The sequence below is a fragment of the Arthrobacter sp. TE12232 genome, assembly GCF_054062615.1.
This window is the reverse complement of sequence record NZ_JBSSFK010000001.1, coordinates 1,910,530-1,935,912: the sequence shown is the minus strand read 5'-3', so window position 1 is coordinate 1,935,912 and position 25,383 is coordinate 1,910,530. Positions and strand designations below refer to the sequence as shown.

Annotated in this window: 21 protein-coding genes; 9 read left to right on the top strand and 12 right to left on the bottom strand. The window is 67.0% G+C overall.

The features are described from left to right. Positions 1–9: 9 nt before the first annotated feature. The 3 genes from ACVWZ7_RS08495 to ACVWZ7_RS08485 all read right to left on the bottom strand — a co-directional run bounded on the left by ACVWZ7_RS08495 (position 10) and on the right by ACVWZ7_RS08485 (position 3,350). Positions 10–1,332: an ABC transporter substrate-binding protein gene (locus ACVWZ7_RS08495; protein ID WP_344362759.1), complete on the bottom strand. Its 1,323-nt coding sequence runs from the start codon at positions 1,330–1,332 to the stop codon at positions 10–12. A gap of 114 nt (positions 1,333–1,446) precedes the next feature. Next, the gene (locus ACVWZ7_RS08490) at positions 1,447–2,265 is read right to left on the bottom strand and encodes a hypothetical protein (RefSeq protein WP_344362762.1); all 819 of its coding nucleotides are present in this window, start codon (positions 2,263–2,265) and stop codon (positions 1,447–1,449) included. Next, positions 2,262–3,350 (bottom strand): Gfo/Idh/MocA family protein, encoded by a 1,089-nt coding sequence (locus ACVWZ7_RS08485; protein ID WP_344362765.1) that lies wholly within the window; start codon positions 3,348–3,350, stop codon positions 2,262–2,264. The genes ACVWZ7_RS08490 and ACVWZ7_RS08485 overlap by 4 nt, the downstream gene beginning before the upstream one ends. A gap of 181 nt (positions 3,351–3,531) precedes the next feature. Here ACVWZ7_RS08485 and ACVWZ7_RS08480 point away from each other — a divergent pair, with 181 nt between their 5' ends. Both ACVWZ7_RS08480 and ACVWZ7_RS08475 read left to right on the top strand, forming a co-directional pair. Continuing rightward, positions 3,532–4,743: an ROK family transcriptional regulator gene (locus ACVWZ7_RS08480; RefSeq protein ID WP_344362768.1), complete on the top strand. Its 1,212-nt coding sequence runs from the start codon at positions 3,532–3,534 to the stop codon at positions 4,741–4,743. Positions 4,744–4,897: 154 nt separating this feature from the next. Then, positions 4,898–6,088: an MFS transporter gene (locus ACVWZ7_RS08475; RefSeq protein ID WP_456507589.1), complete on the top strand. Its 1,191-nt coding sequence runs from the start codon at positions 4,898–4,900 to the stop codon at positions 6,086–6,088. A 252-nt stretch (positions 6,089–6,340) separates the two neighbouring features. Here the strand turns inward: ACVWZ7_RS08475 and aceB are convergent, their stop codons facing one another. Beyond that, entirely contained in the window at positions 6,341–8,002 is a 1,662-nt protein-coding gene (aceB, locus tag ACVWZ7_RS08470; RefSeq protein ID WP_456507588.1) for a malate synthase A, read from the bottom strand. A 249-nt stretch (positions 8,003–8,251) separates the two neighbouring features. After that, positions 8,252–9,583 carry an isocitrate lyase gene (gene aceA / locus ACVWZ7_RS08465; protein WP_456507587.1) on the bottom strand — a complete coding sequence of 444 codons (1,332 nt, stop codon included), beginning with the start codon at positions 9,581–9,583 and terminating at the stop codon, positions 8,252–8,254. 169 nt (positions 9,584–9,752) lie between these two features. On the opposite strand from aceA, the gene ACVWZ7_RS08460 reads away from it, so the two are divergent. From ACVWZ7_RS08460 to ACVWZ7_RS08450, 3 genes are all read left to right on the top strand, one after another. Further along, the gene (locus tag ACVWZ7_RS08460) at positions 9,753–11,234 is read left to right on the top strand and encodes a helix-turn-helix domain-containing protein (RefSeq protein WP_116767119.1); all 1,482 of its coding nucleotides are present in this window, start codon (positions 9,753–9,755) and stop codon (positions 11,232–11,234) included. 200 nt (positions 11,235–11,434) lie between these two features. Then, a complete protein-coding gene (locus ACVWZ7_RS08455) occupies positions 11,435–13,183 on the top strand; it encodes a pyruvate dehydrogenase (protein ID WP_456507586.1) in 1,749 nt (582 codons plus the stop codon). A 116-nt stretch (positions 13,184–13,299) separates the two neighbouring features. After that, on the top strand, positions 13,300–14,556 hold the full coding sequence (locus ACVWZ7_RS08450) for a serpin family protein (protein WP_456507585.1): 1,257 nt from the start codon (positions 13,300–13,302) through the stop codon (positions 14,554–14,556). Between the two features lie 106 nt (positions 14,557–14,662). Here ACVWZ7_RS08450 and ACVWZ7_RS08445 read toward each other — a convergent pair whose 3' ends face one another. The 3 genes from ACVWZ7_RS08445 to ACVWZ7_RS08435 all read right to left on the bottom strand — a co-directional run bounded on the left by ACVWZ7_RS08445 (position 14,663) and on the right by ACVWZ7_RS08435 (position 17,251). Beyond that, positions 14,663–15,535, bottom strand: coding sequence for a hydroxymethylpyrimidine/phosphomethylpyrimidine kinase (locus ACVWZ7_RS08445; protein WP_456507584.1), 873 nt, complete (start codon positions 15,533–15,535; stop codon positions 14,663–14,665). A 142-nt stretch (positions 15,536–15,677) separates the two neighbouring features. Then, positions 15,678–16,460 carry an ABC transporter permease gene (locus tag ACVWZ7_RS08440; protein WP_456507583.1) on the bottom strand — a complete coding sequence of 261 codons (783 nt, stop codon included), beginning with the start codon at positions 16,458–16,460 and terminating at the stop codon, positions 15,678–15,680. Then, the gene (locus ACVWZ7_RS08435; RefSeq protein ID WP_456507582.1) at positions 16,460–17,251 is read right to left on the bottom strand and encodes an ABC transporter ATP-binding protein; all 792 of its coding nucleotides are present in this window, start codon (positions 17,249–17,251) and stop codon (positions 16,460–16,462) included. Before ACVWZ7_RS08435 ends, ACVWZ7_RS08440 begins: the two co-directional genes overlap by 1 nt. 303 nt (positions 17,252–17,554) lie before the next feature. Here ACVWZ7_RS08435 and ACVWZ7_RS08430 point away from each other — a divergent pair, with 303 nt between their 5' ends. Continuing rightward, the gene (locus tag ACVWZ7_RS08430) at positions 17,555–18,250 is read left to right on the top strand and encodes a queuosine precursor transporter (RefSeq protein ID WP_456507581.1); all 696 of its coding nucleotides are present in this window, start codon (positions 17,555–17,557) and stop codon (positions 18,248–18,250) included. A gap of 122 nt (positions 18,251–18,372) precedes the next feature. Here the strand turns inward: ACVWZ7_RS08430 and ACVWZ7_RS08425 are convergent, their stop codons facing one another. Both ACVWZ7_RS08425 and ACVWZ7_RS08420 read right to left on the bottom strand, forming a co-directional pair. Further along, positions 18,373–19,314, bottom strand: coding sequence for a type IV toxin-antitoxin system AbiEi family antitoxin domain-containing protein (locus ACVWZ7_RS08425; protein WP_456507580.1), 942 nt, complete (start codon positions 19,312–19,314; stop codon positions 18,373–18,375). 112 nt (positions 19,315–19,426) lie between these two features. After that, positions 19,427–20,440 (bottom strand): LacI family DNA-binding transcriptional regulator, encoded by a 1,014-nt coding sequence (locus ACVWZ7_RS08420; protein WP_116767111.1) that lies wholly within the window; start codon positions 20,438–20,440, stop codon positions 19,427–19,429. Positions 20,441–20,592: 152 nt separating this feature from the next. On the opposite strand from ACVWZ7_RS08420, the gene ACVWZ7_RS08415 reads away from it, so the two are divergent. The 3 genes from ACVWZ7_RS08415 to ACVWZ7_RS08405 all read left to right on the top strand — a co-directional run bounded on the left by ACVWZ7_RS08415 (position 20,593) and on the right by ACVWZ7_RS08405 (position 23,107). Beyond that, positions 20,593–21,771 (top strand): Gfo/Idh/MocA family protein, encoded by a 1,179-nt coding sequence (locus tag ACVWZ7_RS08415; RefSeq protein WP_456507579.1) that lies wholly within the window; start codon positions 20,593–20,595, stop codon positions 21,769–21,771. Then, positions 21,768–22,787, top strand: coding sequence for a sugar phosphate isomerase/epimerase family protein (locus ACVWZ7_RS08410; protein WP_456507578.1), 1,020 nt, complete (start codon positions 21,768–21,770; stop codon positions 22,785–22,787). The genes ACVWZ7_RS08415 and ACVWZ7_RS08410 overlap by 4 nt, the downstream gene beginning before the upstream one ends. A gap of 83 nt (positions 22,788–22,870) precedes the next feature. Beyond that, positions 22,871–23,107 carry a Gfo/Idh/MocA family oxidoreductase gene (locus tag ACVWZ7_RS08405; protein WP_456509086.1) on the top strand — a complete coding sequence of 79 codons (237 nt, stop codon included), beginning with the start codon at positions 22,871–22,873 and terminating at the stop codon, positions 23,105–23,107. A 189-nt stretch (positions 23,108–23,296) separates the two neighbouring features. Here the strand turns inward: ACVWZ7_RS08405 and tgt are convergent, their stop codons facing one another. Together tgt and ACVWZ7_RS08395 are read right to left on the bottom strand one after the other, a co-directional pair. Continuing rightward, the gene (gene tgt, locus ACVWZ7_RS08400; protein ID WP_456507577.1) at positions 23,297–24,595 is read right to left on the bottom strand and encodes a tRNA guanosine(34) transglycosylase Tgt; all 1,299 of its coding nucleotides are present in this window, start codon (positions 24,593–24,595) and stop codon (positions 23,297–23,299) included. A gap of 33 nt (positions 24,596–24,628) precedes the next feature. Beyond that, positions 24,629–25,354, bottom strand: a complete 726-nt coding sequence (locus tag ACVWZ7_RS08395; RefSeq protein WP_456507576.1) for an SRPBCC domain-containing protein — start codon at positions 25,352–25,354, stop codon at positions 24,629–24,631. Positions 25,355–25,383 lie beyond the last annotated feature (29 nt).

Sequence of the window (25,383 nt, the reverse complement as noted above, 5' to 3'; positions counted from 1 at the left end):
GAGCGCCGCTTACTTCTTCAGGACCGATTGCAGCCCGGACTGGAACGTCTGCAGCGCGGACTTCGCATCGGTCTTGCCGGTCAGGATGGTCTGGGTGAACTGGTTGAGGGCCTGGCCGCCGTCGAGGACGGCAAGATTGGCATTGAGTGTTGTGCCTTGGGCGGCGAACGTCTTGGCGATCGGCACGTACTCCTTGACGATCTTGACGTTGTTGGGATCGGACGTGAACTCGGGAAGCTCGGTGATGGACTTGAAGACCGGCAGCGCGTTCATGAGCTTCTGCTGCCAGAGCTGCTTGAGCTGGCCCAGGTAGGCGACCAGGAAGGCCTCGGACGACGCCTGTGAGGGGGTGTTCGTGTACATCATGATGTTGTTCGGGAAAACCAGGGCGGCCTTGTCCCCGTGCGGGCCGGCCATGGGGCTGGCGACCACAAGGTCGCCAGATGTGTCACCGACACGCTCGGGAACTCCCAGCGTCAACATGCCGAACGCGGCCTTCTTGTTCTTCCACTGGGCGTTGAGGTTGTCCGAGGTGTAGCTGACCGCGGCGGGGTCGATGATGCCGTTGGAGACCAGCTCCAGCAGGAATTCAACGGCCTCGACGTTGCGGTCGTTCATAACATCGAGCTCACCGGACGGGGTGAACACGCCGCCGCCGTTGTTGAGCATCATCATGATCATCAGGTGGTTGCCGATGTTGTTGCCGGCGCCGGAGCCCGTGGCAAAGCCGACGGCGCCCATGCTCTTGAACTTCTTGCCAGCCTCAAGCAGGGATGCCCAGTCGGTGGGAACCGCGACGCCGGCCTGGTCGAACAGCGACTTGCGGTACCAGAGCGGACGGATGTCCAGCTGCCACGGAACGGCAACATAGCCCTTGTCCGTCTTGAACGGCTCCAGCACGCCCGGCAGGAAGTCATCGAACTGGCCGTTCTTCTTCAGTTCATCCACCACCTTGTCCGCGTAGGCAATCTGGCCCTGCTGCTCGAACTGGAAGGCCTGGAAGCCGCCGCCGGTGGACACTGCCGGTCCGGTCTTGGAAGCGATGGCCGAGGAGAACGTCTGGTAGAAGTTCGCCCACTGGATGGTCTGGTAGCTGGCCTTGAGGTTGCCCGAGGCCGGCGCGTAGCCCTCTGCGATCTTCTTGGCGGCGTCGTTGTACGCGGGGGTGGCCCACGGCATATCCCAGAACTTGATGACGCCGCTGCCGCCTGACTGAGAGGCGGAGCCGCCGCCGCACGCCGCGAGGAGCGGTGCGCTCGCCGCGGCTGCGGCGAAGCCCAGGAATCCCCGGCGGGAGAATGCGGTGGAGGTTACAGAGGACTTGATCGTCACGATGATTTCCTTTCGTGACCGGCACGCTGTGGCGCGGCCGGTCTTCTCGACAGTGAGTTGATGCGGAAGGTATTGCGGGCTGTGCAGTTAGAGCAGCTAGAGCGGTTGGAGCAGTTATTGCGGTGAGTCGTGGAGCTGCCCGACAAGTGCGGTCAGGGCGGCGAACCGTTCCAGATCGGCCTCCGGGGCGCCGGAGTCGATGGCGGCGCGGAGCCGCCTCCAGCTGTGCCGGTGGGCCGATTCGTAGATGGTGGGGAAGGCGGCGGCCCCGGCGGAGGTGACCGAGCGGACCTCCGCGGGCCAGCCTGCGGAGGCATCGGGGAGGGTGATGTCCGCCCGTCCTGAGGAGGTCAGGACGGACACGGTGGCCGTCGCGGGCAGCGAGGACGTGGTGATTCCCTGCAGGGCCGCCGGCGCCCCGCCGGGGAGGCTGCCGATCACGGTGTAGCCGTTGGCGTTGCGCTGGATGACCCGCAGGCCTTCCAGCTCGACGCCGCAGGCCAGGACCGCGCCAAGGTGCCGCGTGAGCAGGGCTGCCGGGTCGGTTCCGGGGGTGCCCCACGCCACGGAGTCCAGCAGCACGGCGTCGGCCACGGCGTCGGCGATGGCGTTCCGGACCGCGGCCTGGGACTCCGCGAGGACCGGGTTTCCGGCCCACGCCTGGTCGAGGACCACCGCGGCGCCCGCCTCCGCAGCTGCCTCGGCCAGCGTGGCGGGGTCTTCCGCCACGGGATCAACGACGACGACGCCGCGGACACCGCTGCGGACCGCCGCGGTGGCGCTGGCGGTCCAACCCGGGACACCGGCGACAGCCACGACGTCGGCCCGGCCGTCCGCCGGGGCGAAGGAAACAGGCAGGGAAGCGACCACGGCGCCGACGGCACCGGCTTGTTCGGCCTCGGGGCCGGCCTGGACGAGAAGCGGGGTTGTCATGCGCTTGCCTCCTCATAGGCGGCGGCGCCGGCATCGACGCAGGCAGCGGCGGCGTCGGCGATCGCGAGGGCGAATTCCAGATCGTGGATCAGCGTCTCCGGGCGGGGGGCCGTTCCGGTGCCCCGGGCGATTTCGGCGAGTTTGCGCCATTCGCCCTCGTAGCCGTTGTGGCCGAAGGGGCCCAGGACGGTGGTGCTGGCAGCGGTGCGGATCCGGGCGGTCGCCGACCCCGCGTGAACGTAGGACGGGGTGAAGTCGATGGACAGCGAGGCGTCGTTGCCGATGGCCTCGAAGGTCCAAGACGGTTCCCAGGTGCCGTTCATCGCGGCGCGGAGTTCGATTGTCACGTCGCCCGCCCGCAGGGAGATGACATAGCCGAACGGCATGACGGTCTGGGCATGCAGGACCTCGACGGCCCGGAAGTCCGGGGCGAACCTGCGGACCAGGGGGAGGTCGTGGATGGCCAGACCCATGACGCCGCCGGTCAGCATGGCTTTCACCGCAGCGGTGTCGGGGGCCGCGTTTGCCGCGGGCGCCGGGGGAGTGCGGCCCACGATCTCGGTGGCAAAGTCCTCGAAGCGGGGGTTGGGCGGCAGGACGATCGACGACCGGACGGTGTGGACCTGTTCCGGCAGGTTGCCCCACGCGGCTTCGGCAGCCAGCCAGCCGGGGTCGAAGGTGTGCATGGCGCCGACGACGATCGGCACACCGGTTTCGGCTGACACGGCGGCGATGGCCGCGGCTTCCTCGCCGTTCATGGCGAAGGGCTTTTCGCACAGGACGGCTTTCTTGCCGGCGCGGCAGGCGGCGATCACCTGGACGGCGTGGAACTGGTGCGGGCTGCAGATCGCGACGATCTCGACCGCGGGGTCGGCCAGCAGTTCTTCCATGCTGGTGCTGAAGCGTGCCCCCACCCGTGCGGCCACGGATTCGGCCACCGCCGGATCGACGTCCATGATGTGGCGGACCTCCAGGATGCCGCGCAGCCTGGCGAGGGAGGGAAGGTGGATCGCCTGGGTGACGGGACCCGCCCCCAGAATCCCCACTCCCAGCGGCGCCGGCGCTGCATGTTCTTGGCTCGACAAGTTCGTTCATACCCCTTCGTAGTCCCGGAACCGTCCAGCGGCAGGCAGGCTGCCGGGCCGGTGATCTGGCTCACACCCAAAGTTAGACATACTTTTGACGAGCGTCAAGCAAAAGTTGAAAACTACGTTTCAATCTTTGTGAAGAGTGACATACAGAAGAACTTCGTGCTATCACTTACTCATGAGTACGCCCACCGGCACCGAACCCGCAGCCACCGAGGCCGGCGGCAGCCTGTCCCGCGCCGGCGACCTCTTCCAGCTCCTGCGCGACGGCAAGGCCCGGACCCGCGCGGAACTGGCCCTGACCACCGGGCTTGCCCGCTCCACCGTCGCCTCCCGCATCGACGCGCTGATGGTCTCGGGCCTCGTCGGCCCGGCAGGGGAGGCGAGCTCCAGCGGCGGCAGGCCGCCGTCGCGCTTTGCCTTCAACCCGGCCGCCCGCGTAGTCCTGGCGGTGGATGTCGGGGCCACGCACGTGATCATCGCCGTGACGGATCTCAACGGAAAGGTGCTCGCCGAGCGCCGGCTGGCGCAGGACGTCGCCGACGGCCCGGTGGTTGTCCTGGACCGCGTGATCGAGGAAGGGCTGAAGCTGCTCGGCGAGGCGGGGCGGAGTACCTCGGACCTGGCCGGCGCCGGGATCGGGCTCCCCGGGCCCGTGGAACACGCCTCCGGCATGCCGGTAAAGCCGCCGATCATGCCCGGCTGGGACGGGTTCGACGTCGTCCGTCACGTCCAGCGGTCCCTCCCGGTGCCGGTCCTGGTGGACAACGACGTGAACATCATGGCCCTGGGCGAGCGCACGGCGCACTGGCCCCAGGACGAAAACTTCCTCTTCATCAAGGTGGCCACCGGCATCGGCGCGGGCATCATCAGCAACGGTGAACTCCAGCGCGGGGCCAACGGCACAGCCGGAGACCTCGGGCACGTGCGGGTTCCGCGCGGCGACGACGTGCTGTGCCGCTGCGGGAATTACGGCTGCCTCGAAGCCCTGGCGTCCGGCCCCGCCGTCGCCAAGGCGCTCACCCAGCAGGGACTTCCGGCGCACGACGGCGGCGACGTCCTGCGCCTCGTCGCTGAGGGGAACCTCCAGGCAATCCAGGCGCTGCGGCAGGCCGGCAGGGACCTCGGGGATGTCCTCTCCACGGTGGTCAACCTGCTAAACCCCTCGGTGATCGTGATCGGCGGAAGCCTCGGCCAGGCCGGGGAGCACCTCATGGCAGGGGTCCGCGAGGTGGTCTACCGGCGCTCGCTGCCGCTGGCCACGACGCACCTGAGGATCGGCCTGTCCAAAGCCGGCGACCAGGCCGCCATCCTCGGCGCCAGCCAGATGGTCACGCAGCACGTGCTCTCGCCCGCCGTCATTGAGGCGACCCTGCAGGCCACGGGCTAGAAACGGCGTCCCGGAAGCCGTCGCCCCGGATGCGTGGTCGCCGGTGGCCGTGTCCCGGGTGGCGTCATATTCCGCGGGTGCGGGAGTGGCCCGTGATAGCAATGGGACTGATGAAACCATATTTGTGCCCGCTCGCCGGGCGACGGCCCACCTTATGAGCGACCTCGCCAAGGCACCGCGCGGCTGGCTCCTCATGCTCGCGATCGGGCTCATCGCGCTGAACATGCGCGGCCCCCTGGTGGCCGTGGCCCCGGTGGTCGCGCAGATGCAGCACGATCTCGGGTTCACTCCGGTGGAACTGGGATTCCTCACCGGGATCCCGGTCCTGTGCTTTGCCCTGGCCGCGCCGCTGGCATCGCTGGCCGGGCGTAAGCTGGGTCCCGAGTTCGCCATCACGCTGACCCTGCTGGGCGTGCTCCTGGGCGTCGTGGTCCGCTCGGCGGGAGGCGGCGCCGTCGTGATGTTGGGCACCGTGATCCTGGGCGTTTCCATCACGATCGGCAACATCGTGGTGCCGCTGATCATCCGTCGGGACTTCACTCCGGCCCGGCAGGGCGCGGCGATGGGCACCTACACGGCGGCGCTCAATATCGGCTCGTTCCTTACGTCGATGGTGTCCGCGCCGCTGGCCGAGCTGCTGGGCTGGCGTCCCGCGATTGCCGCGAGCGGACTGTTCGCGCTGGCGGCCCTCGCGGTCTGGGTGATCGCCGTCGGCCAGCGGGCGGCCTTCGTTCCTGCTGCCGTTCCCGCGTCCGACCCCGGGCGGCCGGCCGGCAAGCTCACATCGCGGTGGATCACGGCAGCCCTGACCGTCGGGTTCGCCGGGCAGGCGTTCTCCTACTACGGTGTGACCGCCTGGCTGCCCAGCCTGCTGGTGGACGAACTTGGCATGACGCCGTCGGCCGCCGGAGCGGCGTCCTCGCTTTTCCAGATCTTTGCCATTGTGGGCGGCCTCGGCGTCCCGCTGGCGGCCCGGTTCGCCAGCACGACGGCGGTGGGCCTCACCCTGGGCCTGCTGTGGCTCACGGTTCCTGTGGGCCTGCTGCTCGCGCCCGAACTGTGGTGGCTGTGGTGTTCCCTCGGCGGTGTCGCCCAGGGCGGCGGCATCACGCTGATCTTCCTCGCCATCATCCGGCTGGCCCGGGACCAGGCGTCGGCGGCCCGGATGTCCGCCGTCGTCCAGGGGACCGGGTATTCCTTCGGCGCCGTGGCGCCGACCCTTCTGGGCTACGTCCACGGTGTCTCCGGCGCCTGGACCGGTCCGCTGCTGCTGATCCTGTGCTCCGTGACCGCGTTCATCCTGGGCACGGCGTTGTCCCTGCGCCGGGTGCCGAAGCCGCACTAGGTTCCTCCCGCCCCCGCTCATTTCGGGCCGCGCTTGTGGACGCCTGTGCGCCGAGAAATGCCCGCCCCGGCCGCCTTCCCGCCCACAAAGTTTGCGCCGGGAACACAGTGAGGGCCCATGTTTTATCGAAAACATGGGCCCTCACTGTCAGTTCGACGCCGTTGTCGGGCTGTGTTCCGTTGCTGGGCTGCCACCCGGATTTCGGGCTGCCTGTTGCGAAGGGCGGGCAGTCCAGCTGACGGAATTCTGGGGTTACGCCGGGATGAGGGCGGCCTTCTCGCTGAGCTCCGCGCCGTCGCGCGCTTCATACAGGAAGCGGTCGTAGGCCGGCAGCGTCAGGAAGGCCGGGAACTCGTTGCTGAGCGTGACCTCCTCGAAGATGTCCCGCGCGTCGGCGAACCGGTCCCCTTCGAAGCGTTCCAGCTTGGCGAATTCCTCATCCAGCATGTCCTCCACCCACTCGCGGGTCACGACGTCGCCGTGGTCGGTGATGGCGCGGGAGAAGATCCACTGCCAGAGCTGTGAGCGGGAGATCTCTGCGGTGGCGGCGTCCTCCATCAGGTTGTGGATGGCCACGGCGCCGTTGCCGCGCAGCCAGGACTCGATGTAGCGGATGCCGACTTCGATGTTGTTCCGGATGCCCTGTTCGGTGATGGTTCCGGTGGTCGAGGAGATGTCCAGGAGGGCGCGGTCGTCCGGGGTGACGTCTTCCCGGAGGCGCTCGAGCTGGTTCGGGCGGTCGCCGAGCACGCCGTCGAACACCTCGCGGCAGACCGGAACCAGGTCCGGGTGCGCCACCCAGGAGCCGTCGAAGCCGTCGCCGGCCTCACGGGTCTTGTCGGCGCGGACCTTTTCGAAGGCGATCGCGTTGGCTGCGGCGTCCTTGCGGTTGGGGACGGCAGCGGCCATGCCGCCGATCGCCATGGCGCCGCGCTTGTGGCAGGCCCGGACGAGCTGTTCGGTGTAGGCGCGCATGAACGGCTGGGTCATGGTGACCTGGCCGCGGTCCGGGAGCACGAAGCGCGGTCCGCGGGTGCGGAAGTTCTTGATCAGGGAGAAGATGTAGTCCCAGCGGCCGGCGTTCAGGCCTGCGGCGTGGTCGCGCAGTTCGTAGAGGATTTCCTCCATCTCGAACGCGGCGGTGATGGTCTCGATCAGCACGGTGGCGCGGATGGTGCCCTGCGGGATGCCCAGCAGGTCCTGGGCCAGGATGAAGATGTCGTTCCACAGCCGGGCCTCGAGGTGGTTCTCGATCTTGGGCAGGTAGAAGTAGGGTCCCTTGCCCTGGGCGATCAGGCGGCGGGCGTTGTGGAAGAAGTACAGGCCGAAGTCCACGATTCCGCCGGCGATCGGGGTGCCGTCGATGAGCATGTGCTTTTCCGGCAGGTGCCAGCCGCGGGGGCGGACCACGATCGTGGGCAGTTCCCCGGCCGGGCGCAGCTTGTATTCTTTGCCTTCGGGGGAGGTGAAGTCGATCCGGCGCTCCAGGGCGTCCGTGAGGTTCAGCTGGCCCTGGATCACGTTGCGCCAGGACGGGGTGGAGGAGTCCTCCATGTCCGCGAGCCACACCTTGGCGCCGGAGTTCAGCGCGTTGATGGTCATCTTCTTGTCCACCGGCCCGGTGATTTCCACGCGGCGGTCCTCCAGGCCCGGGGCCGGGGGAGCGACGCGCCAGTTCGGGTCGTTGCGCACGGACTCGGTCTCGCGCAGGAACCGCGGGTCCTGGCCCTTGGAGATCTGCTGGCGGCGTTCACGCCGTGCCTCCAATAGCTCCTCCCGGCGCCCGGCCGTGGCCTTGTGCAGCTTGGCCACAAACGCCAGCGCATCCGGTGTGAGGACCTCGCTCTGCCGGCAAATTGGCTGCGCGGTCAGCGTGATCCCGTTAATAGTGAAGTTGTCAGTGAAGCTGTTCATTTCAATCTCTCCTCGGAGAAGCAAATGTTCGACGGCGGGGTGCGGTTTGGGGCCGAAAAAGGCAATCCTCCGCGTGCTATTCCCCATCCCCGCCGTGGGCCTCGCAGGGCTCGGCCGGGCGGGGACAGGGCCCCTTATACGCACGCTTCCGGATCACCTTTCCCGGCCCCCGAGGGGTTGGGCACCCTGGGTGCCGGCCGCCGTCGTGCCTTCAGATGAGCGGAATCAACAGCTCACCTTGGGCGGGGATTAGTGGAACTGGCCCTCTTCTGTGGATCCCACGAGAGCCAAAGTGGATGCGTTCGGGTTGAGCGCGGTGGCGATGTCGTCGAAGTAGCCGGTGCCGACTTCGCGCTGGTGCTTGGTTGCGGTGTAGCCGCGGGACTCGGAGGCGAATTCCTTCTCCTGCAGCTCGACGTAGGCGCTCATGCCTTCCCGGGCGTAGCCGTGGGCGAGGTCGAACATCGAGTAGTTCAGGGCGTGGAAGCCGGCCAGGGTGATGAACTGGAAGGTGAAGCCCATGGCGCCGAGTTCGCGCTGGAACTTCGCGATCGTGGCGTCGTCGAGGTGCTTGCGCCAGTTGAACGACGGCGAGCAGTTGTAGGAGAGCATCTGGTCCGGGAACTCGGCCTTGACGGACTCGGCGAACTTGCGGGCCAGCTCCAGGTCCGGGGTGCCCGTTTCCATCCAGATGAGGTCGGAGTACGGGGCGTAGGCCTTGGCGCGGGCGATGCAGGGTTCGATCCCGTTGCGGACCTTGTAGAAGCCCTCCGGGGTGCGGACCGGCTGTCCGCCTTCGCGGAGGATGAATTCCTGGTCGCGCTCGTCGACGTCGGAGGTGATCAGGGTGGCTGCCTCCGCGTCGGTCCGGGCGATGATGACCGACGGCGTGCCGGCGACGTCGGCGGCGAGGCGGGCGGCGTTCAGCGTGCGGACGTGCTGCTGGGTGGGGATCAGGACCTTGCCGCCGAGGTGGCCGCACTTCTTTTCCGAGGCGAGCTGGTCTTCCCAGTGCACGCCCGCGGCGCCGGCCTGGATCATGGACTTCATGAGCTCGTAGGCGTTCAGCGGGCCGCCGAAGCCGGCCTCGGCGTCGGCCACGATCGGGACCATCCAGTCCTCGACGGTCTGGATGCCCTCGGAGAACTCGATCTGGTCCGCGCGGAGCAGGGCGTTGTTGATGCGGCGGACCACGGTGGGGACCGAGTTGGCGGGGTAGAGCGACTGGTCCGGGTAGGTGTGGCCGGAGTTGTTGGCGTCGGCGGCGACCTGCCAGCCGGAGAGGTAGATGGCGCGGAGCCCGGCCTTGACCTGCTGCACGGCCTGGTTGCCGGTCAGGGCGCCCAGGGCGTTGGTGTACTTGCCGGTGCTGTGCTCCTCGGTGAGCTGCTTCCACAGTTTCTCGGAACCGCGGCGGGCCAGCGTGTGTTCTTCGGAGACGCGACCGCGGAGGCGGACGACGTCGGAAGCCTTGAAGTCACGGGTCACACCTTCCCAACGCGGGTTGGCGGCCCACTCGAGCTCCAGTGCGGCGGCCTGCTGCTCGGGCGTCTGCTGGGTGGGCTCAAATGCTGCAGTCATCTTTGTCTCCTTGATGGGTCCGGGACCGGCCAGTCTGCGACTCTGCAGATCCTGGCCGGTTGTTTCCGGATAGTGAATCTTTCCGTGAGATCTACTTTTCTTCACTTTCCAAGGGGTTTCTAGACCAAAGCTATGGAAAGAAATGCACTTCTTCGCATATCCTCAATAAATGCACCCCGCCAGCTGGAACCGCCCCGCCTCAGCCGCCTCGCCTGCCGTCCCGGAAGTGGACGTCATCAGCATGGGCCGCCGTGTCCGTCATCTGCGCAAGGCTGCCGGACTCACGCTCGATGACCTGAGCGCCGCCGTCGGGACCGCCCCCAGCCAGCTGAGCCTGATCGAAAACGGCAAGCGCGAGCCCAAGCTTGGCCTGCTTCAGCAGCTCGCGGGGGCCCTCGGGGTCAGCATCGATGAACTGCTCGGGGCCGAGCCGCCCAACCGCCGCGCTGCGCTGGAGATCGAGCTGGAACGCTACCAGCGCAGCCCCATCTACGAGTCCCTCAACCTGCCGAAAATCCGTATCAGCTCGCGGCTTCCGATGGACGTGCTGGAGTCCATGGTGGGCCTGCAGCATGAACTCGAGCGGCGGCTCAACGAGCAGGTGGCGACACCGGAGGAGGCTCGCCGCGCCAACGGTGAACTGCGGGCCATGATGCGGGAACGGAACAACTACTTCCCGGAGTATGAGGCCGAGGCGCAGAAGGTCCTGGCCTCGGTGGGCCACACGAGCGGACCCCTCTCCCACCACGTCATTGCGGACATCGCCGGGCACCTCGGTTTCAGCCTCCACCACGTGGGCGATTTGCCGCATTCCACCCGCTCGGTGACGGATCTTAAGAACCGTAGAATTTACCTCACGCAGAACGCACGGAGCGACCACGACCCCCGGTCGGTGCTGTTGCAGGCCCTGGGCCACTATGTCCTGGGCCACCAGACGCCGTCGAACTACGGGGACTTCCTCATGCAGCGCGTGGCCACGAACTACTTCGCCGCCGCGCTCCTGCTCCCGGAACAGGCCACGGTGGAGTTCCTGCAGCGGGCCAAGCAGGCCAAGGAAATCGCCGTCGAGGACATCCGGGATGCTTTCGCCGTGTCCTATGAGACGGCCGCGCACCGGTTCACCAACCTCGCCACGCAGCATCTGGACCTCCGCACGCACTTCCAGAAGACCCACAAGAGCGGCATCATCTACAAGGCCTACGAGAACGACGGCGTGACGTTCCCGCAGGACCACACCGGCGCCATCGAGGGCCAGCCGTCCTGCAAGAACTGGACCTCCCGGGTGGTGTTCGACGTCCCGGACAAGTTCAGCGCGTACAACCAATACACCGACACCCCGGCCGGGACCTTCTGGTGCACGGCCCGCACCGAACGCTCCGCCAACGGGGAGTTCTCGCTCTCCGTTGGTGTCCCGTATGCGCACGTGAAGTGGTTCCGCGGCCGCGACACCACGGAGCGGTCCAAATCCACCTGCCCGGACGAAAGCTGCTGCCGCCGCCCGCCGGCATCGCTGACCGCCGAATGGGCCGGCAACGCCTGGCCCTCGGCCCGGGCCCACTCCCACCTGCTGGCCGCCATGCCGCCGGGCGCCTTTCCCGGCGTGGACGAGACCGAGGTCTACTCCTTCCTGCAGGCGCACTCCGGAAGCTGATCCTCCCCTCACGTCCTGCGGGTTTCTCCGGGACCCTGCCGTCCCGCCCGCTTACTGCCGTCGCTCCCGCATTTTCTGCGGTTCAGTGCGTCGCTCCCGCACATCAGGCGAGGGAGCGTCGCCTTGGGCGTGGCTGACGGCAGGGCGGACTATATTGGCCTGTGACAGCTCATCGACCCACCTCGCGGGAGCGTGCACCCATGGCCAAGGAACTTGCCACCCAGCTCATCGAACAACTCCAGGCTGCCGGCGTGCAGCGGATCTACGGGATCGTGGGGGACAGCCTCAACCCGCTCGTCGACGCCGTCCGCAAGACCGGCGGCTCGCAGCAGGGCGGCATCGACTGGATCCATGTCCGGCATGAGGAAGCAGCCGCCTTCGCCGCGGCGGCGGAGGCCCAGCTGACCGGCCGGCTCGCGGTCTGCGCCGGCTCCTGCGGGCCCGGCAACCTGCACCTGATCAACGGGCTGTACGACGCCAACCGTTCCGGGGCGCCGGTGCTGGCCATTGCCTCGCACATCCCGAGCAAGCAGATCGGCAGCAGTTTCTTCCAGGAAACCCACCCGGACCGGCTCTTCAACGAATGCTCGGTCTATTCCGAACTGATCAGCACCGCGGAGCAGGCGCCCCGGGTCATGCACAGCGCCATCCAGCACGCCGTCGGGCTCCGGGGCGTCGCCGTCGTGACCCTTCCCGGCGACATCGCCGGCCTCGAAGCAACCGCCCCGACCCCGGCGCCGGCCGCATTCCGGCCGGCGACGCTGACCCCGGACCCCGCCAGCGTTCAAGAGCTGGCAGACGCCATCAACGCGGCGGATAAGATAGCCATCTTTGCCGGGGCCGGCGTCGAGGGCGCGCACGATGAGGTGGTGGCGCTCGCCGGACTGATCGCGGCGCCGATCGGCCATTCGCTCCGCGGCAAGGACTTCATGCAGTACGACAACGCGTATGACATCGGCATGACGGGGCTGCTGGGCTACGGCGCTGCGGCCGAAGGCATCGAGGACGCGGATCTACTGATCCTGCTGGGCACCGACTTCCCGTATGACCAATTCCTGCCGGCAACCCGGACGGCGCAGGTGGACCGGGCCGCCCACAAACTGGGCCGGCGGACCGACGTCGACGTCGCCGTGCATGGCGACGTCCTCCCCACGCTCGCGGCTTTGATGCCTTTGATCAAGGCCAAGAAGAGCCGGCGCTTCCTCGATGCGATGCTCAAGAAGCACGACCGTCTCATGAACAAGGCCGTGGGCGCATACACCCGGAACGTGGGCAAGAAACAGCCTATCCACCCGGAATATGCGGCCTCGCTGCTGGACCAGGTGGCGGCAGAGGACGCGATCTTCACGGCGGATACGGGCATGTGCAATGTTTGGACCGCGCGGTACATCAACCCGCTGGGCACCCGCCGGCTGATCGGCTCGTACCTGCACGGCTCCATGGCCAACGCGCTGCCGCACGCGATCGGCGCTCAGCTGGCCTACCCCGGCCGGCAGGTGGTCTCGGTCTCGGGGGACGGCGGCCTGTCCATGCTGCTGGGTGAGCTCATCACGGTCGCCGCGCACCGGCTTCCGGTCAACGTCGTGGTCTTCAACAATTCCACCCTCGGCATGGTGAAACTCGAAATGCTGGTGGACGGGCTCCCTGACTTTGGCGTGGACGTCCCCGATGCGAACTACGCCGACGTCGCCCGGGCCCTGGGGTTCCATGCCGTGCGTGTAACGGACCCGTCCCGCATCGAGGCCGCGTACCGGGAAGCGTTTGCCCATCCCGGCCCGTCGCTCGTGGAGCTCATCACGGACCCCAAGGCGCTGTCCCTCCCGCCTAAGATCAAGGGCGCCCAGGTCCTGGGTTTCGCCACGGCCATGTCCAAGGTGGTCCTCAACCGGGGCGCCGGCGAGGCCGTCAGCATGGCCCGGAGCAACCTGCGCAACATCCCGCGGCGCTGAGGCCCTCCGGGTTCGCCGGAAACTCTCCAGCTCGCGGGAAACTTCCGGCGAACTGGAGAGATTCAGGCGAACTGGGTACTAACGATACGACGGGAGTGGCAATGAAAAATCACCGCATGGCTGGAATCGGGCCAGCGCGGAGCGCCGGGGCGCTCGCCGCATACTCGCCCCCGCCACCGTCGCTGTTGACGGCCGACGGCGTTGAGCGGGTTGCGGTGGACCGCGCCGCGTACGCTGCCGAATTTCGGGCATTCCGGGCATCCGCCCTGACATTGGGAGCGGCTCTCCTGGCCGACGGTGGTGAAGGGGCCGAAGGAAACGTGGTGTCGTCCCCGGGCAGCCTGCTGATAGCGCTCGCGATGCTGCGGGCAGGGGCCTCCGGGGAGAGCGCCGTCGAAATGGACAAGGTCCTGGGACTCCCGGCCGGCACCCGGGATGAGGCAATGAACGCCCTGCTCGGGTTCCTGGCGGCGTACGACGGCGATCCTGGCTCGGTGGACGAAAAGGACCCGCCACGGAAGCCGGTCATGCACGCGGCCAATGGCCTGTTTGCGGACACGGGCGTGCCAACCGGAAAGAACTACTTGGCAACCCTTGCCAAGCACTATGGCACCGGCGTGTACCCGGTGGACTTCCAAGATGAGGCCGCCACCAAGCCTGCAATCGACGCCTGGGTGAACAAGAACACCGGCGGCCGGATCAAGAAAGCGCCTGCGGAGTACGATCGCGACTGCACTTTCAGCCTCCTCAACGCCTTGTACTTCGCCGCGGCGTGGCGGTCGCCTTTCGACCCCAACGACACCCAGGACAGCCCCTTCACCAAGTCCGGTGGCGAGGAAATCAGCGTCCCGACGATGCACAACATGCTGGAGTTGGCCTATGCAGAGGGTGCCCGCTGGCGAGTCGTGGACCTGCCGTACGCAAAAGGTTTTGTCATGCGGCTGGTGCTGCCCGGTCCCGGCGAAGGGCCGGAGACCCTCACGGCCGCCACCCTAGCGGAGATTGCGGCGGCACTGGACACGGCCCCCGAGGTCCTCGTGCTGATCTCCCTGCCCAGGTGGGACCACAAGAGCAGCTTCGACCTTCGGAAAGTGCTGGGTTCCTTGGGGCTGGACACAACCCTCACCACCACCAAAGACTTCGACTCCATCCAGAGCAGACTCACTATCACCAAGGCCGCGCAGGCTGCCAGCATCACTGCCGCGGAGAAGGGGACGGTGGCCGCGGCGGTGACCCGAATTGACGGCATGGTGACCGGATTGCCGCCGGAGCCGGAACAGACCATCGACTTCGACCGGCCGTTCCACTACCAGATCGTGCACGTCGAATCCGGCCTGCCCCTGTTCATGGGAACTGTGGCCGACCCCCGCTGACGGGCGGCTGGCCGGGCTCCACGTCGCCGGAAGCTCTCGAGTTCGCCGCCAACTTCCGGCGAACTGGAGAGTCTCCGGCGAACTCGGCACACGGGCCGGAAAGGCTCTAGCGCGGGCCGCCCTGCCAGAGGGCGTCGAACGGGGCGCCCGAGGCCACCCGGTTCCGGATCCCCGCGGTCACAAACGCCTTGGCCGTCCGGGCGGCCTCCAGCGGGGTCGCGCCTTTCGCGAGTTCGGCCGTCACCGCGGCGGCCAGCGAGCATCCGGCACCGGACACGGCCACGTCGCCCACCTTCGGGGTGGACAGGACTTCCAGGGTTTCGCCGTCGTAGTAGACGTCGACGGCGTCGGGGCCTTCCAGCCGCACGCCGCCCTTGGCGAGAACCGCGGCGCCGCTGAGCTCGTGGATGCGGACGGCGGCGGCCGTGAGGGATTCGACGTCGGTGATCTCCAGCCCGGAGAGCGACTCGGCCTCGAAGTGGTTCGGCGTGACGAAGGTGGCCAGCGGCAGGACCTGTGCCTTGAGGGCCTGATCGGTGTCCAGGGCGTGCCCCGGCTCCTGGCCCTTGCAGATCAGCACCGGATCCAGCACCACGTTGGCGAACTGCCCGTCGGACAGTGCCGCAGCCACGGTCGCAATTGTCGCGGGGCTGCCCAGCATGCCGATTTTCACGGTATCCAATACGGTCGATGCGCCGGACGCGGCACCGTAGGCCGCCGTCGTCGCCTCCAATTGGTCCGCAATGACCTGCTGGTCTACCGGGACGAAGCGGTGGTTCCAGTTGTCCTTAGGGTCGAAGGACACGATGCAGGTCAGGTTCGCGATGCCGAAGACGCCGAGTTCCTGAAACGTCTTCAGATCAGCCTGCGCGCCGGCGCCGCCGGTCGCTTCGGAGCCTGCGATGGTCAGCGCGATGGCGGGGGAGACTGTGGTTTCGGTAGCAGCCGGGGAAGCGGAGTCGAATGCGGTAGAAGTCATGGTCCCATCCTGCCATTGGGCTAAATCCGACCGCATTGTGCTCTTGAACAAGTATTCCGTGAACAGTATGAACAAAACCCGAGTGTCCCGGATCACGCGGACCACGGTGACGGACGGTGCGCTGAGCCCCGCCGTCGTCAGGTTACTGCGCGTTGTCTGCGAACCGCAGCTGCAGGATCGTGGCGGCGACGCCTGCGACGAATGTCGCGGCAAGCACCGCGTAGCGGCCTGCCGGGAGCGAGTCGATAGGGCCGGCCACCATGCCGATCAGCAGTGGGACTATCGAGTAGGGGAACCACTCCGCCCAGCCGGTCTTGCCGAACAAATTGCCGAGGGCCAGCATCACGAGCGAGAAGGCGATGGGCGCCACCTCGCCACGGCTCAACACCGCGATCCAGGCGACCACTGGTGCGAGCAGGAACGAAATCGCCGGGGCGAGAAGCACGTGTGCGATTCCGGTCGCGGCCAGCTCCGCCGAGAACCCCGGCAGGCCCATCGCCAGTCCGATCGCCAACGCCTCGACGAGGACGACGGCGACGATTGCCATCCACCACGCCGCCGCGACCAGCAGCTTGGCGACGACGAACCAGTGACGGCCCACCGGCAGCGCGAGCATGTTCTTGGCGGTGGCGTCGCTGTACTCGCGGCCAAACAGGTAAGCGACGATGAACGCCAGCAGCAGCATCCCGCCGACGCCGAAGATCAGCGTGAGCATGTAGAAGTATGCGGACCATGTCGCCTCGATCCCCGCAAGGCTCGCTTTGGTGCCCAGAAGCCCCAGCTCGGCCGCACGCCCCGGTTCGCGGACGATCCACATGAAAAGCGCTACGCTCGGCGGCATCATCGCGAGCACCGCCAGGGTGGCCCACGTTGCCTTGGAACGATGGAGCTTGACGAATTCGGTGGCGAGAACCTGACCGAACATCAGGCATCGCCGCCCTGTGGGCCATCGCCCGTGCGCGCGAGGAAGTAGCGCTCCAGATCCAGTGTGAGCAGCGCCTGCTCGCGTTCTTCGGACGTGTAGGCGTCGGTCGCGAAGGCGCGCGCCTTCGCGGCGAGTTCGTCGCGTGATGACTCCTCGATGAGGCGGCCGTCGTGGACGATGCCGATGCGGTCCGCCAGGTGGGCGACCTCGGCGAGGATGTGGCTCGACATGAAGACAGTGACGCCGCGCTCGTCGGCGAGTGAGCGAAGCAACTCGCGGATCTCGACGATGCCGGCTGGATCCAGCCCGTTGGCGGGTTCGTCGAGCACGAGAAGTTCGGGGGCGTGCAGCAGTGCGCGGGCGAGCGCGAGGCGCTGCTTGTTGCCGAGCGAGAGCTGCCCGGCGCGCCGGTCGGCGTACGGCCCCAGGCGCAGCAGAGCGATCGAGTCGGCGACCGTCCGGGTTGGCGAGCCGGTGAGCCGCCGCTGGATGTCGAGGTTCTCGCGCACCGTGAGGTTGGGGTAGGCGGTAGCGGTCTCGACGAGGAAGCCGACGCGCGAAAACACGTTGGTCTCGCCGGGCCGGATGCGCCGCCCGAGGACCGTCACCTCCCCGCTGCTCGGGCGGATGAGGCCGAGCAGCATGCGGATGGTGGTCGTCTTGCCCGCCCCGTTCCTGCCGAGGAACCCGTAAATCTCGCCCCGGCGGACGTCGAGGTCGAGCGAGTCGACGGCGGTGACTCCGCGGTATCGCTTGACGAGGGCACGCGTGGAAACCGCGGTGTCAGGCACGGGGCTCCTCCATGCCCCCATCCTGCCACCATGCCCGGAACGTTCACAGTGCGGGGCCCGGCAGCATCGAAATAGCCGGAAAGGTGCGAGATCGCCGTAAGTTTCCGGCGAACCGGCAGGTCTCCGGCGAACTCGCGGCTCCGGGCCGGATTCGCACCGTCGTGCCCGCACGGCCGGGTGCGAGAATGGAGGGCGGTTCGGGTGGTTCTTTTGCCCGAGCCGTCCAGTGCTAATACAGCCGGCGGACCAGCGTATTCCCTTGCGGGCGCGGGCCGCCGAGCGAACCACTACGAATGGAATGCCATGACGTCCGCCAAGACTTTCCCGGTGTCCGCGCCGCCGAAGTTCGCCTCGATCGGTTCCCCGTACTTCGGCATCATGCTGGCCGTTATGGCCGTGGTGCTGATCCTGTCCAACATCGGGGCATCCAAGGGCGTGGCGATCGGCCCGATCATCACGGACGGCGGCTTCTTCCTCTTCCCGCTGGCATATATCCTGGGCGACGTCATCAGCGAGGTCTACGGCTTCAAAGTGGCACGCAAGGCCATCGTCACCACCTTTGCGCTCTCCGTCTTCGCGTCACTCTGCTACTGGGTCATCATCGCCCTGCCGGGCTTCGGCGACGAGTACGGTGCCTCCAAGCAGGCGGCCCTGGAAGGCGCCCTGGGCCCGGTCCCGCAGATCGTGCTGGCTTCGCTACTGGCCTTCTTTGCCGGCCAGACCATCAACTCCTGGATCCTGGTAAAGATGAAGGCGCGCACTGGGGAAAGATCCCTGTGGGCGCGCATCATGGGCTCCTCCGTGGCCGGCGAGTTCGTGGACACGCTGATCTTCTGCAGCATCGCCGCGTCCGTGATCGGAATTACCGACGTCGGGATGTTCGTGAACTATGTCCTTGTGGGCTTCCTCTACAAGACCCTCGTGGAGTTCGCCTTCGTACCGCTGACCACGCTCGCCATCGGCTGGGTGAAGAAGCGCGAACCGAGCTACAGCGCTTAGGCATCCGCCGTCGTGCCCGACGTCGTTCCGTTCCGTGGCCCAGTTCGCCGGAAACCTGCGGGGTCGCCGTAGGTTTCCGGCGACGTCGCGGGCGTCCGGCGAATTCGCGACTCACGGGCGTGTCAGGCGGGCGGGCGGCCGGCTAAAGCACGAAGCAGCCGGTTCCTGAATTCCTGCTCGCGGAAGAGGTGTTCCCACTCAACGCGGATGAACAGCCAGCCCTCTTCAGCCAGGGCTTTCTCCCGGCGCCGTTCCTCGAAGAGCACCTCGGCTGTGGGCCTGTAGTCGAAGTACTTGGTCTTGCCGTCGAACTCGAGGGCTACCTTCTCCTCTTTCCACGCAAAGTCCAGACGGTGGCGCCCGGCGCGGCTTGATACTTCCACTTGCAGCTCAGGAGGCTTGATCCGAAGCCGGTGAATCAGCTCGCGGGTCAGGGTTTCGCCGGCAGATTCGGACCGTGGATCGGCCGTGATGAGGACGCGGCGGAACGTCCGGATCCCCCGGCGGCCATCCAGTGCGTCCGCCATGGTCTGCAGGGCTACTCGATCCGCACCCAGGCGAAGCGCGTGGTCGGTGAGGATCAAGGCCTGCCTGTAGCGCAGCATCATGGCGCAGTCGGCAACCGTCCGTTCCAGAGACGTCGTCCGCAGGCCGCGGACAACGTCGGCGTCGTGTTCGGCAAAGGGACGTGTATGGCACCGGACATCCCTGCCATGGCGCTCGTTCGACGGGCGCACTTTCTGCAGGACGTGGATGGCGTCATCCACGTTCCAGAGGAACAGGCTGCGGAGGCGCGCTGCGGACGTGTGACTGTACAGGAAGGTGCCCGTCGACGTCGTACGCGTTCCGTGGGCGTGCGCGAAGATGCGCTGCCTGCTCCGGACGTCCGGGGACTGGGCGTTCCAGAGGCTGGTGCGGATGTAGCAGCCGTGCCGGAGCCGGACGAGGGCGCCCGAATCCAGGAGGGATCGGATGGTCCGCGAGCCGTAGCCGAGGTCGAGCAGTTCTTCTGTGCGCCAGAGATTGCCCGTCGGGGGCAGTTGCAGCGAGGGGTTTTGCGACATGGCTCCAGCGTCCGGTACCGCCGACGCGCCCGGGAGGCTCCGCCGTCGCTATGTGGATAACGGCGGTGTGGATAACGAGTTCGCCGGCGGCCCGGAACGGGACGCGCCGGTATCAGCCGGAAACGCGCGCCGTCGTGCCCCGGACGATCAGGGCCGGCTCGATCAGCTTGCGCTCGGGCTCGAGGGCCGGGTCCTGGATCCGGGCCAGCAGGGTGTTGGCGACATCGACGCCGACGACGTCGCTGCGGTTGTCGACGGACGTGATGTCCAGGTACCGCGACTTGGCCAGTTGGGAATTGTCGTAGCCGATCACGGAGAGGTCTGCCGGAACGGACAGGCCGCGCGCCTTGGCCGCGGCGAGGGCGCCCAGGGCCATGGTGTCGTTGGCTGCGAACAGTGCGGTCGTGTCCGGGTGGTGGTCAAGAATCCAGCAGGCGGCCGCGTAGCCGTCCTCCTCGGAGGTCCCCTGCGATTCGCCGGCGATCCGATGCTCGACGCCGGCCTTCGTGATGCCGCTGCGGAAGCCCTCGCGCCGGTGGGCGGCAGCCCCGCCGGAGCCCGAGAGGTGTCCGATCCGCGTGTGGCCGAGCCCCAGTAGGTGATCCGCCGCCATGCGGCCGCCGCCGTCGTCGTCATTGGTAATGAGGCTGGCGCCGGCAGGAACACCGTTGCGCCAGCCGGCGACGACGGCCGGAACCCAGGTCCCCGCCATCATCGACTCGCTCGGCTCGGCCGCGATGACAAGGCCCTCGACGTGCATGGACAGCAGACCGTCCGCGGCTTCGGTGATGCGGTTCTCGCCCGGGCGGGAATCCGCGAGGGTGACCTGGTAGCCGTGGGGGGAGAGAGCGGATTCCATGCCGCGCAGGAGGTCCACGAACCAGAGGTTCCGGAAGTCGTCAATGACCAGTCCGATGCTTTTCGTCTGGCTGCTGGCAAGCGTGGTCGCTGCCCGGCTCGGGCGGTACCCTAGCTCTGACATGGCCGCCCGGACAGCCTCCCGGCGCTTCTCGCTGACTTTCGACGGGTTTTGAAGCACGAGGGACACCAGCGACGGGGAGACGCCGGCGCTCTTGGCGACGTCGTAGATCGTCGGGCGGCGGGTTCGAGAGGTGTTCAGCGTCATCTGCAGAGCCTTTCATGTGTCATTCGAGGATAGCCGTCCAACCATTGACAGGACATATTCACATAGCTACGCTTCTTATCAGCGCTAATTTTTGTAGCGCTCCAATTTTCTAGAGTCGGGCCGTCGGCCTGGCAATTTCAAAGGAGAAATCGATGGCTGACAGTTTAGGAGTTGCCGTAATCGGCGCCGGAATGGCAGGAAAGGCGCATGCGGCCGCCTACCGGACGGCGTCCACGCTGTACAGCCCGGTTCTTCCTCCCATCCGGCTGGTCTCCATCGGCGATGTCAACGCCGAGTTCGGCTCTCTAGCGGCGAAGCGTTTTGGCTACGAACGCAATGACACCTCCTGGCAGGCGATCGCCGAGGCCGATGACATCGACGTCGTGAGCGTCGTGATCGCGAACTCCCTCCACCGCGAAGTCGTGGAGGGCCTGCTGGCCGCCGGGAAGCACGTGCTGTGCGAAAAGCCGCTGAGCGACTCGATCGAGGACGCCCGCGCCATGGCCGAGGCAGCCCGCAACGCCAGCTCGATCGCGCGCATCGGGTTCACTTTCCGCCGCACCCCGGGCATCGCCTACATCCGCGACCTCATCCGCAACGGCGTCCTGGGCAACGTCCTGCACTTCAGCGGGCGCTACTGGACCGACTACGGGTTCAGCCCTTCGGCCCCCATGAGCTGGCGCTACAAGGGCGGCCAGGGCTCCGGCGCGCTGGCCGACGTCGGAAGCCACCTCACGTACGTCTCCGAATTCCTCTGCGGTGACATCAAGTCCATCAGCGGCGGGCACTTCAGCACCGTGATCGACAAGCGCCCGCTCCCGCTCGCCGCGGTCATGGGCCACGACCACGTCGCTGTCAGCGACACCTTCGAGCCGGTCGAAAACGACGACTACGCGGCGTTCTCCGCAGAGTTCGAAAACGGTGCCGGCAGCTTTGAAGTCTCCCGCGTTGCCGCCGGACACGCCAACAGCCTCCAGTTTGAAGTGTTCTGCGAGAACGGTGCCGCCAAGTTCGACCAGCGCCGCCCCGCCGAAGTCCAGCTGTTCCTCAACGACGGCCCCGGCAACGAGAACGGCTACCGCCAGGTCATCCTCGGCCCGGGCCACCCCTACATCGCCGGCGGCCTGGCCATGGACGCCCCTGAAGTCGGCTTCGGACAGAACGACGCCTTCGGCTACCAGGCCCGGGCGTTCCTGGAGGAAGTTGCCGGTCTCAGCGAGGCGGAGTCGCTGCCCCGCTGCGCCACCTTCGACGAGGGCGTGCGCAACATGGAACTGCTCGGCGCGGTCACCGAATCGGCGCTCAACAACGGAAAGAAAATCACGCTATGAAACTCGGCGTCTACAACGCAATCCTGCACGACCGTCCGCTGCCCGAGGCCCTCAAGGTCATCGCCGACCTCGGACTGACCGGCATCGAAATCAACACCGGCGGATTCCTGCCGGCCGTCCATGTTCCCACCATGGACCAGATCCTCGAAAGCGATGCGGCCCGTGATGACTACCTCGCGATTTTCGAGGGGACCGGCGTTTCGATTGCAGGCCTGAACTGCAACGGCAACCCGCTGCACCCCAAGCGGGAGATCGGCGAGAAGCATGCCGAGGACATCCGCCGCTCCATCCGGCTGGCGCACAGGCTGGGACAGGACCGGGTGGTGACCATGTCCGGCCTTCCCGGCGGCGAACCCGGGGCCACCACCGTCAATTGGGTGGTCAACGCCTGGAACTCGGCCGCCCTGGACGTGCTGGACTACCAGTGGAGCATCGCGGCCGACTTCTGGAAAGAAACCGACCGCCTCGCCGCGGACCACGGCGTCAAGGTTGCCCTTGAACTGCACCCGCAGAACATCGTGTTCAATACCGCCGATGTGTACAAGCTCATTGAGCTGACCGGCGCGACCCACGTGGGCGTCGAGCTGGACGCCTCGCACCTGTTCTGGCAGCAGATGGATCCGGTCGCGGTGGTGCGCAAACTCGGTCCGCTGGTCTTCCAGGCAGCCGCGAAGGACGTCCGAGTGAACACTGAGAACGCCGCGCTCTACGGTGTCCTCGACAACAGCTTCCGCAGGCTTTCCCCGGAGGAAAACCGCACCAACCTCGGCGGCGACGAGTGGGCCAACGAGTGGCCCAAGAACTCCGCCTGGGACTTCGTGGCCCTGGGCCGCGGGCACGACACCGCCTACTGGACGGAGTTCCTGCGCGCGCTGTACGAGGTGGACCCGAACATGCTCGTCAACATAGAACATGAGGACACCTCCCTGGGCCGGATCGAGGGCCTCCAGGTGGCGGCCAAGGTCCTGCGGGACGCGGACGCGGCGCTCTCGGCGTCGCTGCACCTCACGAACTGACCGTCGTTCGATCAATACCCCGAGGTCGCCGGAAAGCGCCGGGTTCGCCGTAAAAGTCCGGCGAACGGGCAGCTTTCCGGCGAATTCGACGGCGGTGCGGACAGCGCCCGAACAGAAAGGGCCCCATACGGTGCGCATCGGACTCGGAGCAGGGCAACTATGCCGGGTTCTACACCGAGTTCGCCCGCGCGGTTCGGGACGGCGGGCCCGGACCGGTGCCGGCCGTCGAGGGGGTACGGACCCTTGAGGTGCTCGACGCCGCCCGGCGCAGCGCACTGGAGAACAGGGTTGTGGGGCTGGACGGACAGCACCCGGAGTAGGGGCCGCCGTCGTGCGGTGAATCGCGAGGTCGCCGGAAAGCTGCGGAATCGCCGGAACGTTGCGGCGACCTCAAGAGGTTCCGGCGAATTCGACGCCGGGTCCGGAACGTTGCGGCGACCTCAAGAGGTTCCGGCGAATTCGACGCCGGGTCCGAATTGTTTCGGCGACCTGGACGGCGGCAGCGGAACCTAGGAGTAGTACCGGCCCAGGGTCTCGGCCTTGAAGTCGAAGAAGTTGCCCGACTCGATGGCCAGGCGCGCATCGTCCACCATCTTCACCACGAAGCGCTCGTTGTGGATCGAGATCAGCGTCGCCGAGATCATCTCCTTGGCCTTGAACAAGTGGTGGATGTAGGCCCGCGAATAGTTCAGGCAGGCGTAGCAGTCGCAGTCTTCCTGGAGCGGGCCGAAATCGCGCTTGTACTTGGCGCCGGAGAGGTTGTACCGGCCGGTGGGGTGATAGAACGCCGAGTTCCGGGCCACCCGGGTGGGGGAGACACAGTCGAACGTGTCTGCGCCGTTCTCAATTGCGGTGAAGATATCGTCGGGTTCGGAAATGCCCAGGAGGTGCCGCGGCTTGTTCTCCGGCAGCTCCTCATTGCACCAGCGCACGATCGTGCCGAGGTTCTCTTTCTCGAGTGCGCCGCCGATGCCGAAGCCGTCGAAATTCATGGCGCCGAGGTCGCGGCAGGCCTTGCGGCGCAGGTCCTCGTACTGGGCGCCCTGGATCACCCCGAACAGCGCCTGGTAGGGCTTCCCGACGCGCTCGGATGTGAGCCGGAAGTGCTCGGTGATGCACCGCTCGGCCCAGCGCCGGGTGCGTTCCAGGGATTCCTCCTGGTAGCCGCGCGAGTTCTGCAGCGTGGTCAGCTCATCGAACGCGAACATGATGTCCGCGCCGATCTGGTGCTGGACGTTCATGGAGATCTCGGGGCTGAACCGGTGCCGGTCGCCGTTGAGGTGGCTCTTGAACCACACGCCTTCCTCATCGACGTGGGCCAGGCGTTCCTTGCCGGGGGCGACGGCGTCGTCCGGCCCTGAATGGTCCACCGACTTCATGTCGATGACCTTCTTGAACCCCGAGCCCAGGCTCATCACCTGGAAGCCGCCGGAATCGGTGAACGTGGGCCCGCGCCAGTTCATGAAGGCGCCCAGCCCGCCGGCCTCGTCCAGAATGTCCGCTCCCGGCTGCAGGTACAGGTGGTACGCGTTGGCCAGCACGGCCTGCGCGCCGAGCTCGGCGATGGATTCCGGCAGCACGGACTTGACCGTGGCTTTGGTGCCGACGGCGATGAACGCCGGAGTCTGGATCTCGCCGTGCGGGGTGGCGATGGTGCCGGTCCGGCCCAGGAACTCCCCGCCGTTGGCGGCGATCTGACCGGCCGACGGCGGGCACGCCTCACTCAGGCGCTTGCCCACACGGAAGGAGAACTCGGACTGCCGGGCAGGCGCGGGCGGCAAAGAAGCAGAGACAGGATTGGCTGGCACGGTTCAAGTGTGCCAGCTAACGCGGCCTAAGCCTTAGTGGACGGGATCCGATGTGGGGTAGTTCTCAGCCCGCCATTTGTCCCAGTAATTGCGGATCGCGTCCAGCTGGTGGGCCCCGAGGTCATAGGTGGAGACGATCGCCAGGGATCCGCCGTCGGGCCGGACGTCCGCGATGGCGGGCTGGTCCGCCACGATCAGCAGGCCCTCGCCGTGCTCGGCGTAGTTGTGGACCGTCAGGCCCACCTGGTGATTGCTGCGGAACCAGACCTTGCCGGAGATCTCCTCGCCCGTGGGCAGGGTGAGCGAATACGTGTCCCCGGGCGCCGGGACGTCGCTGAGCCCGAGGTTTTCTATCGCCGAGCCGCCGGTGCCGGGCACGGAGAAGAAGAAGGTCCGGCGTTTGCCGTGCGGGTGCCGTTCCAAGGCGAAGCGCAACTGATGGAGGAAGGTCAGCCAGCCTTGGGTGATGTCCTCGTCCCACGCGGCCCATTCGGAATTGTGGTCGATCGCCGCCCGGGTGACGCTGACTTCCGTGCCCGTGGGGACAGGTTTCAAGGTGAAGACGTCTCCGCCGTCGACCACCAGGGAGGTGTGGTCCGCGCCTTCGACCACATTGGGGCCGAAGTAGATTTCGTTGATTTCGGCCTCTTGGTCATCGGCGTTCCAGCCGTGCCATTGGGCGATTCTGGCGGGTTCGCGCAGCATGGTCCAAACTTGCTGCGCGTCCGAATTGATCACAACGCTCAGATTGTTCGTCATGGGGTGAATCTACAACGCCAGGCCCCGAA